This window comes from Microvirgula aerodenitrificans DSM 15089, assembly GCF_000620105.1.
Taxonomy (GTDB): Bacteria; Pseudomonadota; Gammaproteobacteria; order Burkholderiales; family Aquaspirillaceae; genus Microvirgula; species Microvirgula aerodenitrificans.
The window spans coordinates 121,283-135,886 of record NZ_JHVK01000001.1 but is presented as its reverse complement, the minus strand read 5'-3'; the positions used below and the strand labels follow the sequence as shown (position 1 = coordinate 135,886).

Genomic DNA, 14,604 nt, shown 5'->3' with positions numbered 1-14,604 from the left:
TGCATAATGAGGTGCAGCAATGATAGACAGCTACGACGAAATCGGCCGGGTGTGCGCCAATACCCCGGACATCACCGTCTTCGACGTCTGCGGCAACGTGGCACGACAGGTTCAGTCCAACCGGATACTGCCCGACGATCCGCTGGAGATCCGGATCACCCGCAACACTTATTCGATAAACGGTTTTCTGGTCTCCAGCATCGATCCGCGCCTGTTCGACCTGCAGCAGCAGGACAGCACCGTCCAGCCAAACGTCAGCCAGTTGAACGACCTGACCGGCCGCTGCCTGCGCAGCGACAGTGTCGACGCCGGCAAGCGCACCCTGGTATGGGATGTCGCAGGCAATCCGTTCCTGCAGTTTCTCGACGACGACGCCACCAGGCAGAGCCGCTTCGACTACGACACGCTGGGCCGACCGACTGCCGCCTACCAGAACGACGCCACCGGGACCGAACGGGTACGGGAACGCTGGTGCTATGGCGAGGGGGAGTCCGACCAGACGGCCGCCCGGGCCGGCAACCTGCTCGGCCGTTGCGTCCGCCATTACGACACGGCCGGCCGGCGAAGCATTTCCGGCTACACGCCCGGCGGCAAACCGCTTGGCGAGACCCGCCAGCTGGTCAAGGACCGCAGCCAGGGAACCGACTGGCAGGGGGCCGACGATGCAGCCTGGGCGGCCCTGCTGGAAACAAACGCCTATACCAGCACTCATGCCTACGATGCGCTGGACAATCCGCTGTCGCTGCTCGATGCGGTCGGCAACCGGCATGACCGCACGTACAACGTCGCCGGCCAGCTGGTCTCCATTGCCATCACCCAGAAAGGCAAGGATGCGGTCACGGTGATCAGCGACATCCGCTACGACGCCAACGGCCTGCGCATTTTCGACCGGCTCGGCAACAATGTGACCAACGAGCACAGCTACGATCCGGCCACCCGACGACTGATTGCCAGCCAGACCCTGCGCCCGGAGCAGGAAGGGCGCGACCCGATGCTGCAGGATCTGTACTACGACTATGACCCGGTCGGCAACATCATTGCCACCTACAACTATGCGCTGAACGACAGCGACAACGACAACGCCGGCATGCTGGGTGAGTCCACCTTTACCTACGATGCGTGCTACCAGCTGTGCGCCACGTCGGCCCGGGAAAATGCCAGGACCCGGCAGGGCCCCATGCCGCCCGATCCGATCACGCCGATCGTCATCGACCCGACGCAGATGAGTCCGTACGGACGCACCTACCGCTATGACAAGGGCGGGAACCTGCAGCAGATCAAGCATGAGGGGGCGGTGTCGTTCACCCAGGATTTCGTCGTGTCCGCCCGCAGCAACCGCAGCGTACTGCAGACCGCCACCGGCATCGACCCGGGCGCCGTCGATGCGCTGTTCGACGCACAGGGCAACCCGGCCACGCTGAGCACCGGCGCCACGCTGGCCTGGAACCGCTACAACCAGCTGGCGCAGGTCACCACCGTCACCCGCAGCGATGGCAATCCGAACGATACCGAAAGCTATTTCTACGATGGGCAGGGACAGCGGGTCTGCAAGGAAAGCAAGACGCTGCAGAGCACCGACAGTGGCAGCGTCAATACGATCCAGACCCTTTACCTGCCGGGCCTGACGCTGCGGCGCACCTATTACGGCAGTACGCTGAATGAGGAATTGCACACGCTGTCGATCCACGGCAGCAGCGACCAGGATATCCGCATCCTGCACTGGGAAGCCGGCGCACCGACCGATATCGCCAACGACCAGTATCGCTACAGCGTCAACAACCAGACGCGGTCGAACCTGATCGAGCTCGATGCCAATGCCGATATCCTGACCCTGGAGGAATACTATCCCTTCGGCGGCACGGCGGTCTGGTCGACGAAAAACACCACCGAGGCGAAGTACAAATTCCAGCGCTACGCCGGCAAGGAACGGGATGTCACCGGCCTGTACTACTACGGCTTCCGTTATTACATCCCGTGGATGGCGCGCTGGGTCAATCCGGACCCGGCCGGCTATTCGGACGGGCTGAATGTCTATGAAATGACCAGGAACAATCCGGCCACCTATTTCGACCCGGATGGCCATCACAGTTTCAGCTACAGCGTACCGGACAGTGGTGTGCCGTGGATGTTCATGCTGCTGCCGGCACTCCTCGTGCTGCGACCGCCGGAACGCGGGTGGCTGGACGAGCCCCTCCCTGATCATCCAGGCATTCTCGAGTTGAGTCACTTCGATCGCGGACCGGCTTCCGGTACGGAAACGGGTAACGAGGAATACATCGACGGCTACCTGCTGGAAGACGTCCCGCTGGACAGCCCGTCGCCGGAGGCAGGCGACGCGTTCGTGGCGAGCGGGATGTCTGCTGAAGCGGCGCCGCTGCTGCCCGAGCGCCCTCTCGCCAGCCCGGCGCCAGCCAGCCGCGCCACCTTGAAAGCACGGGAGCTGGCAGGCAATCTGGGGGCACTCAGGGCCGCGACCGAGACCCATACCGGCACGGTGCGCTATACCGCCGAGATCGAGTATGCACAGACGATGGTCAATACCCTGACTGCCATCGAAAAGCTCATTATCGATGATCCTGGGCATGTGGCCGAGATCATGGAGGCATTGGGATTCCCTGCAACGGAAACGATGCACGAAGCATTCGATATTCTGCATACGCAGAAGGGGAGAAGCAGTGAAATTGCCCAGAGCATTGCGACCGACCTCGGCACGCAAATGAAGCGACTGCATGCCAACAAGCCCGTCCAGGCTTTCAACAGCTCCACGTATTACCTGCACATGGATGGCGCGACGACAATGTCCAGCCATGCTTGATCCCCCGGTCCCGGCAAGGGGCCGGTGCTGCCCGCCCCTTGCCGGTCCAGTGCCATCCTGATCAGGAACGCATCATGAATCAGCAATTGGATGTCATTACCCCTTCGTCACTGCCGAAGGGCGGCGGCACGATCCAGGGCATGGGCGAGGCACTCGGCAAGGTCGGCATGACGGGCCAGGCCGGCCTGACCCTCCCCCTGCCGGTGTCGGCCGGCCGCGGCCATGCCCCGTCCGCCGTGCTTGCTTATGGCAGCGGCAGCGGCAACGGCCCGTTCGGGCTCGGCTGGTCGCTGGCCGGCCCGTGGGAAATCCGTCGCCGCACCAGCCTCGGCGTGCCGCGCTACCAGGACGATGACCTGTTTCTCGGCCCGGACGGCGAGGTGCTGGTCATCGCGGCCGGAGACGACAATCCGGTCATGGTCTCGACCTATGGTGACCTGACACTGGACCAGAGCTATACCGTCACCCGCTACTTGCCACGCATCGAAAGCGGATTCGATCGCATCGAACGCTGGCAGGGCAAGGACGACGGCAATGATTTCTGGCTGGTGCATGGCAGCGACGGCCAGTTGCACTGCGCCGGCAAGAGTGTGGCGGCCCGCGTCGCCGACCCGGCCGACGCCAGCCGCATTGCCCGCTGGCTGCTGGAAGAGTCGGTTACGCCGTCCGGCGAACACATCAGCTACCAGTACCGGCACGAGAATGCCGATGGCGTGACGCTGAGCGGCGCCGAGGCACTGCGCGACCATGCCGCGCAGTGCTATCCGCTGCAGTTCCAGTACGGCAATACCGTGCCCTGTGTGCCGTTGTACGCCTGGGGCCAGGGCGATCCGCCCGTCTGGCTGTTCACGCTGGTGTTCGACTATGGCGAACGCGGCACCGATGGCATGACCGCGCCGCCGTGGACAGCACCTGACAGCTGGCCGGTGCGGTAGGACCCGTTCTCCGACTATGCATGCGGCTTCGAGCTGCGCACGCTGCGGCTGTGCCACCAGGTGCTGATGTTTCACCAGTTCGCGGCACTCGGCACGGCACCGGTGCTGGTTGGTCGCCTGCTGTTCGACCATGACGAAACTCCGTTGTGCAGCCAGCTGGTCGGTGCCCGGCACTGGGCCTACGACAGCCGTGGCACGCCGCTGTCGCTGCCGCCTCTGGATCTCGGCTATGCACCGTTCAGCACCGACTGGCCGGCCGACGGCTACCAGCCGTTCCCTGCCCTGCCGGGTCTGGATGAAAGCCCGCATTACCAGCTGGTCGACCTGTACGGCGACGGCCTGCCCGGGCTGCTGTACCAGCAGGCCGGCGCCTGGCTGTACCGCGCGCCGCAGCGGGTGATCAGCGCGGACCCGGACGGCATCAGCTACGGCAAGGCCACCGCCCTGCCGCAGGCGCCCAAAGCCGCAGCGGGGGGGGCGGCAACTGCTGCTCGACATGACCGGCGACGGCCGGCTGGACTGGCTGCTGGCCAGCCCCGGTCTGAGCGGTTATTTCACGCTGAACCCGGATCACAGCTGGTCCGGCTTCGTGCCGTTTCCGGCGCTGCCGACCGAGTTCCACCACCCGGAAGCACAACTGGCCGACCTGATCGGTGCCGGGCTGTCCGATCTGGCGCTGATCGGTCCGCGCAGCGTGCGGCTGTATGCAAACCGGCGCGAGGCCGGTTTCGGCCCCGGCGAGCAGGTCGACTGCCCCGACGCCACCCTGCCGACCATCGGCCACGACCCGGCCGCACTGGTCGCCTTCAGCGATATACTCGGCTCCGGCCAGCAGCATCTGGTACGCATCCGCCACGACCGGATCGAATGCTGGCCCAATCTGGGGCGCGGCCATTTTGGCGCCATGCTGACCCTGGCCGACGACCTGCCGTTCGATGCCGCCTCGTTCAACCCCGCCCGGGTGTTTCTCGCCGACCTGGATGGCTCCGGCGCCGCGGACCTGATCTATGCCGAGTCAGACCAGATCCGGATTTTCCTCAATCAGTCCGGCAACGGTTTCGACAGCAACGGACACACCCTGCCGCTGCCGGCCGGCATCCGCTTCGACGACCTGTGCCACCTGGCTTTCGCCGATGTCGGCGGCAATGGCACCGCCAGCCTGGTGCTCAGCGTACCGCACATGACACCACAGCACTGGCGCTACGATTTTGCCGCCGCCAAGCCGTATCTGCTGACCTCGATGAACAACAATATGGGCGCCGGCACCACCTGGAGCTATCGCGGTTCGGCACAGGAATGGCTGGATGAAAAACAGGCGGCGCCGGAGCACGTTTGCTCACTGCCGTTCGCCATGCCGCTGCTGTCGCGCATGGTCAGCACCGACGAGATCACCGGCAATACGCTGACCCAGCAATACCACTACCGCCAGGGCGTGTATGACGGCGCATGCCGGGAGTTCCGCGGCTTTGGCTTCGTCCAGCATCTGGACACCGACGCGTGCGCAGTGCCGACCGGCAGCGATGATGACTACTCGCCGCCGACGCTGACCAGGGCGTGGTATCACACCGGTGTGCAGGATGCCGAGGACAACCCGGCCGACACCCCGTATGCCGATCCGGCGCTGTTCGCTCTCGGCCCGTCCCGCTTCAGCAGCCTGAACACCGGCACCGGCGCCGACGACGTGCTGCCGGCGCCGGATGCCAGTACCCTGTTCCAGCTGTCGCGAGCCCTGAAGGGATCGCTGCTGCGCCAGGAGGTCTACGGCCAGGATGGCAGTGCACAGGCCGGGGTTCCGTACCATGTGCAGACCGCCCGCTACCAGGTCCGCCTGCTGCAGCCAGCCAGCGACACACAGCCGTACGCGGTCGTGCTGCCTATGCTGCTGGAGCAGCTGGACGTGCACTACGAGCGGATCGCCAGCGATCCGCTGGTGCAGCAGCAAGTGACACTGCAGGTCGACGCGTATGGCGTGCCCACGACAGCGGTCGCCATCAACTACGCGCGCCGGCCGCAGGGCGAGGTCGACCCGTACCCGTCCACGCTGCCGGCAACGCTGTGGGACAGCAGCTATGACGATGCCCAGCAATCGCTGCGGCTGACGGAAAGCCTGACCGGGGTGTATCACCTGACCGACCCGCAGGCATGGCGGCTCGGTCTGCCATGGCAGCAGCGCCGGAATGTGGTGACCGATCCGGACGGCTATGCCGGCTACCCGGTCGGCAACAGCAGCACCGGGCTCGATTACGAGGCGCTGGTCCAGCCCGACGGCGTGCTTGGCGACAGCCAGCCCCGGGACTATGCCGGGCAAAGCCTGGTCTGCTATTTCAATCAGGCCGGCACCGCACAGCAGGATGCGCAGTCCGCGCCGCCCTGGCTGGCGCTGGTCCACCACATCGAAGTCGCCGAGCTGGATGCCGAGGCGCTGCATGCGTATGACGATGTGCCCGACTTCGACCTCAAGACCGAACTGGCGGCGGCCGGCTATGCGGAACAGCCGCTGCTGTTTCCGCGAGCGGACGAATCGGCCGCCACGGTATGGGTCATCGCCCACGGCTATCACGGCTACGTCGATGCCGAAGGCGCCTGGCTGCCGTTCAATCTGCCGCGCACGCAGCAAAGCAGCCTGCTGGTCGGCGCCAGCACGCTGGCCTATGACGACGACAGCTGCGTCGTTGTCAGCAGTACCGATGCGCTGGGCAACCAGACCCGGACCGCCTGCGACTACCGTTTTCTGGCCCCGTGGCAGTTGATCGATGCCAACGGCAACAAGCAGGAAGTCCTGTTCGACGCACTCGGACGCGTGTGCGCGACCAGTTTCTACGGCAGCGAACTGGACGAGAACGACGCGGTGATCAGCACCGGCTTCAACCCGGTCGCGGACTACGATGCCGGCGCGGCCGCCCTCGCCAGCATCGACGCGGCACTGGACGATCCGGCCGGTGCGGTGCAGGGCTGCGCGTCGGCCTGCCTGTACCAGTCCGACAGCTGGATGGGCAGCATCAGCCAGGCAGGGCTGGCCGCGTACGGATCAGCGGCACAGGCCGCCGCCTGGTGGCAGGCGCTGCTGCACGCCCACCTGATTGCGCCGGATGGCCGGATCCGTTCCCGCGGCCATGCATGGGCGCGAGGCGCGACCGATATCGCCGGCCTGCCGTCATCACTGCGCCCGCTGCTGACCGATGCGCCGCGCAGCCCGGTGCAGAGCGCGATCCTGCAGGCCGACCAGTACCCGGGCGCGGGCACCGCCGCGCAGATCCGCATCGCGCTGACCCAGTCCGACGGCTTCGGCCGTGCGCTGCAGAGCAAGCAGAAGGCAGAACCCGGCGACGCATACCAGGTCGATGCCGACGGCAATGTGCTGCTCGACGACAACGGCATGCCGGTGGTGGCCGATACCGGTACCGCACCGCGCTGGACGGTGTCCGGCCGGGTCGAGTACGACAACAAGGGCCAGCCGATACGCCAGTACCAGCCGTATTTCATCAATGCGCCGCAGTACGTGAACGACTCGTCGATCCGCAACTGGGGCTATGCCGATACCCATTACCACGATGCGCTAGGACGGGAAATCCGCGTTGTCACCGCACTGGGTTACCTGCGCCGGCACAGCGACTACCCGTGGTTCAGTGTCGACGAGGACGAGAACGATACTTTGAGCGAGGTGCTGTCGGCACAGGGGGCGCGCTGACCGCTTCACGGCCGGATCTCGACCTGCGTTCCCTGATCGATCAGGTCGAACAGCTCGCGCATGTCGGCATCGTCCAGCGCCACGCAGCCATCGGTCCAGTCGAAGGTGGCGCCGCCGCCATGGATGAACAGCGCGCCGCCGAGCCGGGTGTCCCACGGAGGGACTTCGCCGGCGGCGTGGGCGGCCATGATGCGGCGGTAGTCGTTGTCGGAAATCAGCCCGGCTTCCAGCCCGCGCAGGGCGTCATCCGGCCCCGGATAGCTGATGCCCAGTGAGCGATAAAAGCGGCTGGCCGGATTCTTGACCCGGATATCGTACTGGCCCTCGGCGGTGCGACCGTCGCCGGCCTCGTGCTTGGTGCCCAGCGGGTGGCTGCCCAGCGACACCCGATAACTGCGGATCGGCTGGCCGTCAGCCAGTACCACCAGGGTGCGGGCACGCTTGTCGACCCGCAATGTCAGGGTAGCCGCACCGGCCAGCAGCGGCAGCAGCGCGATCAGGAACAGCAGCAGGCGAAGGCGGGTCACGTCGGGTCGGCCGGGAAGTCGGGGGGAAGCGGCATGATGTTACCCCGGCGCGAACCGGGCCCCGCCCGCCCGGCTGACGAACGGTTCGCGCGCGTCCGCTTGCCGCACGGGGTAAAATGACCGATTGATCACGCAGACTGCCGGCCTTCGCCGGCCCGCTCCCCATGCTCGTTCTCGGCTTTGAATCCTCGTGCGATGAGACCGGCGTTGCGCTGTACGACAGCGAACGCGGTCTGATCGCCCATGCACTGCACACCCAGATGGCCATGCATGCCGAATATGGCGGCGTGGTGCCGGAACTGGCCAGTCGCGACCACATCCGCCGTGCGATCCCGCTGGCCCAGGAGTGCCTGAAATCCGGCGGCAAGACACTGGCCGATGTCGACGCCATTGCCTACACCGAAGGCCCCGGCCTCGGCGGCGCGCTGCTGGTCGGCGCATCGGTCGCCAATGCACTGGCCTTCGGCCTCGGCATCCCGGTAGTGGCGGTCCATCATCTGGAAGGCCACCTGCTGTCGCCGATGCTGGCCGACCCGGCACCGGCCTTCCCGTTCGTTGCCCTGCTGGTGTCCGGCGGCCATACCCAGTTGATGGCGGTCCGCGCCATCGGCGACTACCAGACCCTCGGCGAAACGCTGGACGATGCAGCGGGCGAGGCCTTCGACAAGACCGCCAAACTGCTTGGTCTGCCGTATCCCGGCGGCCCGCTGCTGTCGAAGCTGGCCGAGTCCGGTGATCCGCTACGCTTTACCCTGCCCCGGCCGATGCTGCACTCCGGCGATCTCGACATGAGCTTTTCCGGACTGAAAACCGCGGTGCTGACGCTGGTGCGCAAGATCGAACGCGAAGCCGGCGGCATCGACGAACAGACCCGCGCCGACATCTGCCGCGCGTTCCAGGAAGCCATTGTCGACGTGCTGCTGCACAAGTCGCTCGGCGCGCTGAAGCGCAGCGGCCTGAAACGGCTGGTGGTGGCCGGCGGCGTCGGCGCCAACACCCAGTTGCGCGCCGCGCTCGACCGCGCTGCCGCCCGCCACCGTTTCGAGGTGTTCTACCCGCCGCTGTCGCTGTGTACCGACAATGGCGCGATGATCGCGCTGGCCGGCTGCCACCGGCTCGCGCACGCACACCCGGCAGGCAGCTATTCGGTCAAGCCGCGCTGGGATCTGTCGGCACTGCCGGCACTGACCGGAGGCTGAACCGATGGCGGACCTGTTCAAAGTCGACCCGACGCCGCCGCTGGCCGAAGCCCTGCGGCCGCAGACACTGGACGAGGTCATCGGCCAGACCCACCTGCTCGGTCCCGGCAAGCCGCTGCGGCTGGCGTTCGAGTCCGGCACGCCGCACTCGATGATTCTGTGGGGCCCGCCCGGCGTCGGCAAGACCACGCTGGCGCGGCTGACTGCCCATGCGTTCGACTGCGCGTTCATCGCGCTGTCGGCCGTATTTGCCGGGGTCAAGGATATCCGCTCGGCCATGGAACAGGCCGAGCAGCATCTGGCACAGGGCCGGCACACCATTCTGTTCGTCGACGAGATCCACCGCTTCAACAAGTCGCAGCAGGACGCGCTGCTGCCGTATGTCGAATCCGGCCTGGTGACCTTTATCGGCGCCACGACCGAAAACCCGTCGTTCGAGGTCAACTCCGCGCTGCTGTCGCGCGCCCAGGTCTATGTGCTGAAATCGTTCGGCGACGACGAGCTGCGCCAGTTGCTGGCGCGCGCGCGCGACAAGGCGCTGACGACGCTGCAGTTCGACGATGCCGCCGTCGATACGCTGATCGGTTATGCCGACGGTGACGCCCGCCGTTTCCTGAATCTGCTCGAACAGGTGCAGACCGCGTCGCGTGCTGCCAGAACAACCACGATCAGCGCCGCCTTCCTGCAGGAGGCGCTGACGCTGAACGCGCGCCGCTTCGACAAGGGCGGCGACAATTTCTACGACCAGATTTCGGCGCTGCACAAATCGGTGCGCGGCTCGGACCCGGATGCCGCGCTGTACTGGCTGTGCCGGATGCTGGATGGCGGCGCCGACCCGCGCTACCTGTCGCGGCGCATCGTGCGCATGGCGTGGGAGGATATCGGGCTGGCCGATCCGCGCGCGATGCAGATCGCCAACGACGCGGCGACCACCTTCGAGCGCCTCGGCTCGCCGGAAGGCGAGCTGGCGCTGGGGCAGGCAGTCATCTATCTGGCCATCGCCGCCAAGAGCAACGCCGGCTATATGGCGTACAACCAGGCACGTGCCTTCGTCAAACAGGACAAGTCGCGCGAGGTGCCGGTGCATCTGCGCAATGCGCCCACGAAGCTGATGAAGGAACTCGGCTACGGCCATGAGTACCGCTATGCCCATGACGAGCCGCACGCCTATGCGGCGGGTGAAACCTATCTGCCCGACGACATGCCGCCACCGCGCTGGTATGTGCCGGTGCCACGCGGGCTGGAAAGCAAGATTGCCGACAAGCTGGCCTTCCTGCGCCAGCTGGACGAGGACGCCGGCAAGTCGTAGAGGGGCGCTACGGTACGCTCAGCAACCTTCGTGTCAATAGTGACTGCATGTCTTCTCTGGCATCTGCGATCAGGTGGATGTAAACCGTACTCTGCCTGACCTCGTAGATGATGCGATTCATGCCCGCCAGCGCCTGCCGGTATTGCGTCAGGTTCAGGCGCTCGATTTCCTCGGGAATCCCTCCCGCCAGCGGGAAGGTTTCCAGCGCGCGGATGGATGCCTTTATCTTGTCGTAGCTGTCCTGCCAGACCGCCGCAGAAAAGCGCCGGAGCAGATAGCGCCTGAGTGTCTGCAGATCCCGCGTGGCGGAGGCCAGCAGTACGACGCGATGGCTCATTGCGGATCTTCCCGGTCCAGTTCGGCAAAGACGTCTTCGGCATCACGAAATTGCGCCAGCTCGATTTCCCGGTTTCCCATGGCCAGCAGCTTCAGCAAGGCCATGGTCTGCTCCTGCTCCTCATAGCTTTTTACGTCCATGACCACCAGCTTGGCTTCGCCATTCTGGGTAATCAGCAACGGCTCGCGGCTGCAGGAAATGTCCCTGACAATTTCGGCAGCATGGCTCTTGAGATAACTGATGGGTTTGATGTGCGATGAAAATTTCATGGAGGGCCCCGGCTCGGCGCTGAACAGACAGGACTGATTTTAGACCGAATTCAGTCCACAACCAATTCTGTTCCGCCCGGCGGTACCCTCACCGCTTCTGAAAGCGCGCAAACCAGTCCAGCCGGACGGCGCGCGCGCGCCGGTAGCGGGCTTCCATCGCGTCGCCGTCCCCGGCTGCCAGCTCGGCACGCAGGGCGGCCAGTTCGTTGCTGAAGGCATCGATCTCGGCCAGCAGCGCCTCGCGGTTGACCAGCGAGATATCACGCCACATTTCCGGATGACTGCCGGCGATGCGGGTGAAATCGCGAAAGCCGGTCGAGGCGAAGTCCAGGCAGCGCTGGGCATCGGGCCGCGAGGCCACGCTGTTCACGTACGAGAATGCCAGCAGGTGCGGCAGGTGACTGACGGTGGCGAACACCCGGTCATGGTCGGCCGGCGCCATCGCCACCACGGTGGCGCCACAGGTGCGCCAGGCGTCGCTGACCCGTTCGACGGCATCGGGCAGGGTCGTGTCCAGCGGCGCGACCACCACGGTGCGGTGCTCGAACAGCCCGTACTGGGCCGCCGCCGCACCGGACAGGTCGGAGCCGGCGATCGGATGCGCCGGGACACAGTAACCGAGCTGGCATGGCAGGTGCCGCTGCATCAGCAAGGCCACGTCGCCCTTGGTGCTGCCGGCATCGGTGACGATGGCCCGGGGCGGCAGGTGGGCAGCAATGGCGTCGAACACTCCGCCCATCTGTCCGACCGGCGTGGCCACCAGCACCAGGTCGGCATCGCGCACCGCAAGGCCGGCATCGTGTTCGCAAGCATCGATCACGCCCAGTTCGATGGCGCGTTCGAGGTTGCGCACGCTGCGCCCGACCCCGACCACATGGTCCACCTGGCCGGCGCGCTTCAGCGCCAGCGCGAAAGAGCCGCCGATCAGGCCGACGCCGATGATCACCAGTTTGCCGATCCGCACACCTGTCCCCATCCCGAATAAATGCCCGTCATGATAGGCGAAAGGCGCGCCCGCCGGTCCAAGTTTGTCGATTGCCGGCCAGGGCCGGCGTCGGCTGCGCCATTGCCAAGTCGCCATGATTACGCAACTATGCAGAGACAAGCGCTTGATCCTCGCCCGACCGCCCCCAGCTGTCTTCTTGTAGCCGCCGACGGCCCGGGTCCGGACCGTCAGTGCATGTCTTCCCCTTCTTTCAACCCCACAGGAGAGTTTCATGGCAACTCAGAACGCAAGAAAGCAGGACCCGCAGGAAGCCCTGATCGACGATCTGCGCGATGTGCTGGCCGATACCGAAGCCATGATCGACGATGTGACCGCCCAGGGTGGCGAAAAGGCGCTGGCGCTGCGCGGCAAGATTGCCGACAACCTGCGCGCCGTGCGCAGCCGTCTGTACGACGCGGAACAGAAGGTGGCCGGCAAGGCCAAGGAAGCCGCCAGGGCGACCGATACCTATGTGCATGACCATCCGTGGCAATCGGTCGGCGTCGCCGCCGGCGTCGGCTTTCTGCTCGGCCTGCTGGTGTCGCGCCGCTGAGGCACCACCGATGACGCTGCCAGGCCGTCCCGCACTGCGGGGTGGCCGGCGCGTTTTTTTCTGATACCCGACCGAGACCCTTCACTGCGACCATGACCGATACCCGGCGCCCCTCCGCTTCCCCTGGCGTCATGCAACGGCTGCTTGGCAGCCTGCTTGGCCTGCTTCACGCCCACATGGGCCTGCTCGGCGTCGAGCTGGAGGAAGCGCGCGAGCGCATTCTCAGGATGGTGGTCCTCGGCATGCTCGGTGCCGGCGCGCTGCTGCTGTGCCTGCAGACGGTGATGATCGGCATCATCGTGCTGGCCGATCCGTCATGGCGACCGTATGCGGTCGGCACCATGGTGCTGGTCTTCCTGCTGATGGGCCTGGGCTGCATCGCTGCCGCACGCAAGCTGGCGCTGCACTCGCCGACGCCGTTTGCCGCCACGCTGGATGAACTCAAGCGCGACAAGGAGCGTCTGCTGTCATGAGCATGAGTGCCGCCGAAATCCGCGCCCGCCGCGATATCCGCAAGCAGCTTTACCGTCTCGAACTCGAATCGCACCGGCTGGAACTGGTCAGCGTGCTGGACGAGATGAAGCACCCGATCCGTCAGGCCGGCCGCTTTGCCGCCATGCTCGGCCTGCTGCGTGGCGGCTCGTCCGGCTGGATCGCCGCGCTTGGCAGCCTGGCCGCCTCGTCACGCTGGAAAGGTGCCGCCAGGTTCATTCCGCTGGCGCTGGCCGGCTGGCGACTGGCCGGCATCGTGCGCCGGCTAATTGCCCGCCGGCGCTGATCCCTTCTCTCAGGCTTCGTCGCCGACCGCTACCGCGGCCGGCACGGCCGCATCGACCGCCACCGCAATCGCGCCGTCGCCGGTCACGTTGCAGGCGGTGCCGAAGCTGTCCTGGGCCACATACAGCGCAATCATCAGCGCCAGACTGGCATCGCCAAAACCGAGCATCGACGCCAGCAGACCCAGCGCCGCCATCACGCCGCCGCCCGGCACGCCGGGTGCGGCGACCATGGCCACCCCCAGCATCAGGATGAACGGCAGCATGGTCGACCAGCTGGCCACGTCGAGCCCGGCGGTCATCATCATCACCGCCGTCGCGCACGACACCAGCGTGATGGTGCTGCCGCACAGATGGATGGTCGCGCACAGCGGGATGACGAAATCGCCGATCTCGTCGCGTACCGGCATCGCCCGCGCCTGACGCAGCGTGACCGGAATGGTCGCCGCCGACGACATGGTGCCGAGCGCGGTCAGGTAGGCCGGCAGCATGGTCCGCAGCAGGCGCAGCGGATTGCGTCCGGTCGCCGTACCGGCCACCGTATACAGCACCGCCAGCCATACCCAGTGCAGCAGCACCGCCAGCAGCAGCACCACGCCAAAGGTCTTCAGCGTATCGAACACCGTGCCGTCGGCCGCCATGCCGGCGAACACGCCGGCAATATAGAACGGCAGCAGCGGGATCAGGGCACTGGCCAGCACCCACTCGACGATATTGCGCCCCTCGTCGGCGACCCGGCGCAGCGAGGTCGCACCGGTCGCGGAAATGCCGATGCCGCCGATAAAGGCCAGGCCCAGCGCGGTCATGACGTCAAACAGCGGCTTGATGTCGACGGTAAAGAACGGCTCCAGCGCCTGTTCATGCCGGGCCGCGGCATGGATGCCCTCGGCGATCAGCCCCGGCAACACCTCGTGCGCCACCGCAAAGGCGAAGCCGCCGGCCAGAATGGTCGACAGATAGGCCAGCCCGACCGTCAGCCCGAGCAGCCGGCCGGAATTGCGTTCCAGGCTGGCAATCCCGCTCATGATGTAGAACAGGATGATCAGCGGAATGACGAAATTGAGGAACTGGCCGAACAGCGCCTTGAAGGTCAGCAGACCGCGCACCACGTCCGCCGGGGCAAACAGGCCGAGCAGCGCACCGACCAGCATGCCGGCCAGCAATTTCAGGATAAGGTTCATCGACGATTCGAATCTGACATGCAAACCGGC

12 protein-coding genes and 1 pseudogene are annotated in these 14,604 nt (G+C 65.9%); 8 read left to right on the top strand and 5 right to left on the bottom strand.

Going from position 1 to position 14,604, the window contains the following annotated elements; all coding sequences use genetic code 11:
* Positions 1 to 19: 19 nt before the first annotated feature.
* The 3 genes and pseudogenes from Q352_RS19320 to Q352_RS0100635 all read left to right on the top strand — a co-directional run bounded on the left by Q352_RS19320 (position 20) and on the right by Q352_RS0100635 (position 7,438).
* A complete protein-coding gene (locus tag Q352_RS19320) occupies positions 20 to 2,815 on the top strand; it encodes an RHS repeat-associated core domain-containing protein (RefSeq protein WP_051528582.1) in 2,796 nt (931 codons plus the stop codon).
* Between the two features lie 74 nt (positions 2,816 to 2,889).
* Positions 2,890 to 3,819: pseudogene (locus tag Q352_RS23835) on the top strand (SpvB/TcaC N-terminal domain-containing protein); the annotation flags it as partial.
* A 427-nt stretch (positions 3,820 to 4,246) separates the two neighbouring features.
* Entirely contained in the window at positions 4,247 to 7,438 is a 3,192-nt protein-coding gene (locus tag Q352_RS0100635; RefSeq protein ID WP_028497658.1) for a toxin TcdB middle/C-terminal domain-containing protein, read from the top strand.
* A gap of 5 nt (positions 7,439 to 7,443) precedes the next feature.
* Here the strand turns inward: Q352_RS0100635 and Q352_RS19310 are convergent, their stop codons facing one another.
* Positions 7,444 to 7,965, bottom strand: a complete 522-nt coding sequence (locus tag Q352_RS19310) for a L,D-transpeptidase family protein (protein WP_051528581.1) — start codon at positions 7,963 to 7,965, stop codon at positions 7,444 to 7,446.
* Between the two features lie 164 nt (positions 7,966 to 8,129).
* Here Q352_RS19310 and tsaD point away from each other — a divergent pair, with 164 nt between their 5' ends.
* Both tsaD and Q352_RS0100620 read left to right on the top strand, forming a co-directional pair.
* On the top strand, positions 8,130 to 9,164 hold the full coding sequence (gene tsaD / locus Q352_RS0100625) for a tRNA (adenosine(37)-N6)-threonylcarbamoyltransferase complex transferase subunit TsaD (protein ID WP_028497657.1): 1,035 nt from the start codon (positions 8,130 to 8,132) through the stop codon (positions 9,162 to 9,164).
* 4 nt (positions 9,165 to 9,168) lie between these two features.
* Positions 9,169 to 10,473 carry a replication-associated recombination protein A gene (locus Q352_RS0100620; protein WP_028497656.1) on the top strand — a complete coding sequence of 435 codons (1,305 nt, stop codon included), beginning with the start codon at positions 9,169 to 9,171 and terminating at the stop codon, positions 10,471 to 10,473.
* Positions 10,474 to 10,480: 7 nt separating this feature from the next.
* Here Q352_RS0100620 and Q352_RS0100615 read toward each other — a convergent pair whose 3' ends face one another.
* The 3 genes from Q352_RS0100615 to Q352_RS0100605 all read right to left on the bottom strand — a co-directional run bounded on the left by Q352_RS0100615 (position 10,481) and on the right by Q352_RS0100605 (position 12,043).
* A complete protein-coding gene (locus Q352_RS0100615) occupies positions 10,481 to 10,810 on the bottom strand; it encodes a type II toxin-antitoxin system RelE/ParE family toxin (protein WP_028497655.1) in 330 nt (109 codons plus the stop codon).
* Positions 10,807 to 11,079, bottom strand: a complete 273-nt coding sequence (locus Q352_RS0100610; protein WP_028497654.1) for a type II toxin-antitoxin system Phd/YefM family antitoxin — start codon at positions 11,077 to 11,079, stop codon at positions 10,807 to 10,809. Before Q352_RS0100610 ends, Q352_RS0100615 begins: the two co-directional genes overlap by 4 nt.
* 88 nt (positions 11,080 to 11,167) lie before the next feature.
* Positions 11,168 to 12,043: a prephenate dehydrogenase gene (locus Q352_RS0100605; RefSeq protein ID WP_233495190.1), complete on the bottom strand. Its 876-nt coding sequence runs from the start codon at positions 12,041 to 12,043 to the stop codon at positions 11,168 to 11,170.
* A 253-nt stretch (positions 12,044 to 12,296) separates the two neighbouring features.
* Between Q352_RS0100605 and Q352_RS0100600 the strand changes: the two genes are divergently transcribed.
* From Q352_RS0100600 to Q352_RS0100590, 3 genes are all read left to right on the top strand, one after another.
* Entirely contained in the window at positions 12,297 to 12,617 is a 321-nt protein-coding gene (locus Q352_RS0100600) for an ElaB/YgaM/YqjD family protein (protein WP_028497652.1), read from the top strand.
* A gap of 92 nt (positions 12,618 to 12,709) precedes the next feature.
* Positions 12,710 to 13,090, top strand: coding sequence for a phage holin family protein (locus tag Q352_RS0100595; RefSeq protein WP_084299685.1), 381 nt, complete (start codon positions 12,710 to 12,712; stop codon positions 13,088 to 13,090).
* Positions 13,087 to 13,395, top strand: a complete 309-nt coding sequence (locus tag Q352_RS0100590; RefSeq protein WP_028497650.1) for a hypothetical protein — start codon at positions 13,087 to 13,089, stop codon at positions 13,393 to 13,395. Before Q352_RS0100595 ends, Q352_RS0100590 begins: the two co-directional genes overlap by 4 nt.
* Before the next feature lie 9 nt (positions 13,396 to 13,404).
* Here the strand turns inward: Q352_RS0100590 and Q352_RS19305 are convergent, their stop codons facing one another.
* On the bottom strand, positions 13,405 to 14,574 hold the full coding sequence (locus tag Q352_RS19305; RefSeq protein ID WP_036384673.1) for a dicarboxylate/amino acid:cation symporter: 1,170 nt from the start codon (positions 14,572 to 14,574) through the stop codon (positions 13,405 to 13,407).
* Positions 14,575 to 14,604: the final 30 nt, after the last annotated feature.

Excerpts from the sequence above, each read along its gene's own strand:
- Q352_RS19320 (WP_051528582.1), top strand. The coding sequence starts at position 20 with ATGATAGACAGCTACGACGAAATCGGCCGGGTGTGCGCCAATACCCCG.
- Q352_RS0100635 (WP_028497658.1), top strand. The coding sequence starts at position 4,247 with ATGACCGGCGACGGCCGGCTGGACTGGCTGCTGGCCAGCCCCGGTCTG.
- tsaD (WP_028497657.1), top strand. The coding sequence starts at position 8,130 with ATGCTCGTTCTCGGCTTTGAATCCTCGTGCGATGAGACCGGCGTTGCG.
- Q352_RS0100620 (WP_028497656.1), top strand. The coding sequence starts at position 9,169 with ATGGCGGACCTGTTCAAAGTCGACCCGACGCCGCCGCTGGCCGAAGCC.
- Q352_RS0100615 (WP_028497655.1), bottom strand. The coding sequence starts at position 10,810 with ATGAGCCATCGCGTCGTACTGCTGGCCTCCGCCACGCGGGATCTGCAG.
- Q352_RS0100610 (WP_028497654.1), bottom strand. The coding sequence starts at position 11,079 with ATGAAATTTTCATCGCACATCAAACCCATCAGTTATCTCAAGAGCCAT.
- Q352_RS0100600 (WP_028497652.1), top strand. The coding sequence starts at position 12,297 with ATGGCAACTCAGAACGCAAGAAAGCAGGACCCGCAGGAAGCCCTGATC.
- Q352_RS0100595 (WP_084299685.1), top strand. The coding sequence starts at position 12,710 with ATGACCGATACCCGGCGCCCCTCCGCTTCCCCTGGCGTCATGCAACGG.
- Q352_RS0100590 (WP_028497650.1), top strand. The coding sequence starts at position 13,087 with ATGAGCATGAGTGCCGCCGAAATCCGCGCCCGCCGCGATATCCGCAAG.
- Q352_RS19305 (WP_036384673.1), bottom strand. The coding sequence starts at position 14,574 with ATGAACCTTATCCTGAAATTGCTGGCCGGCATGCTGGTCGGTGCGCTG.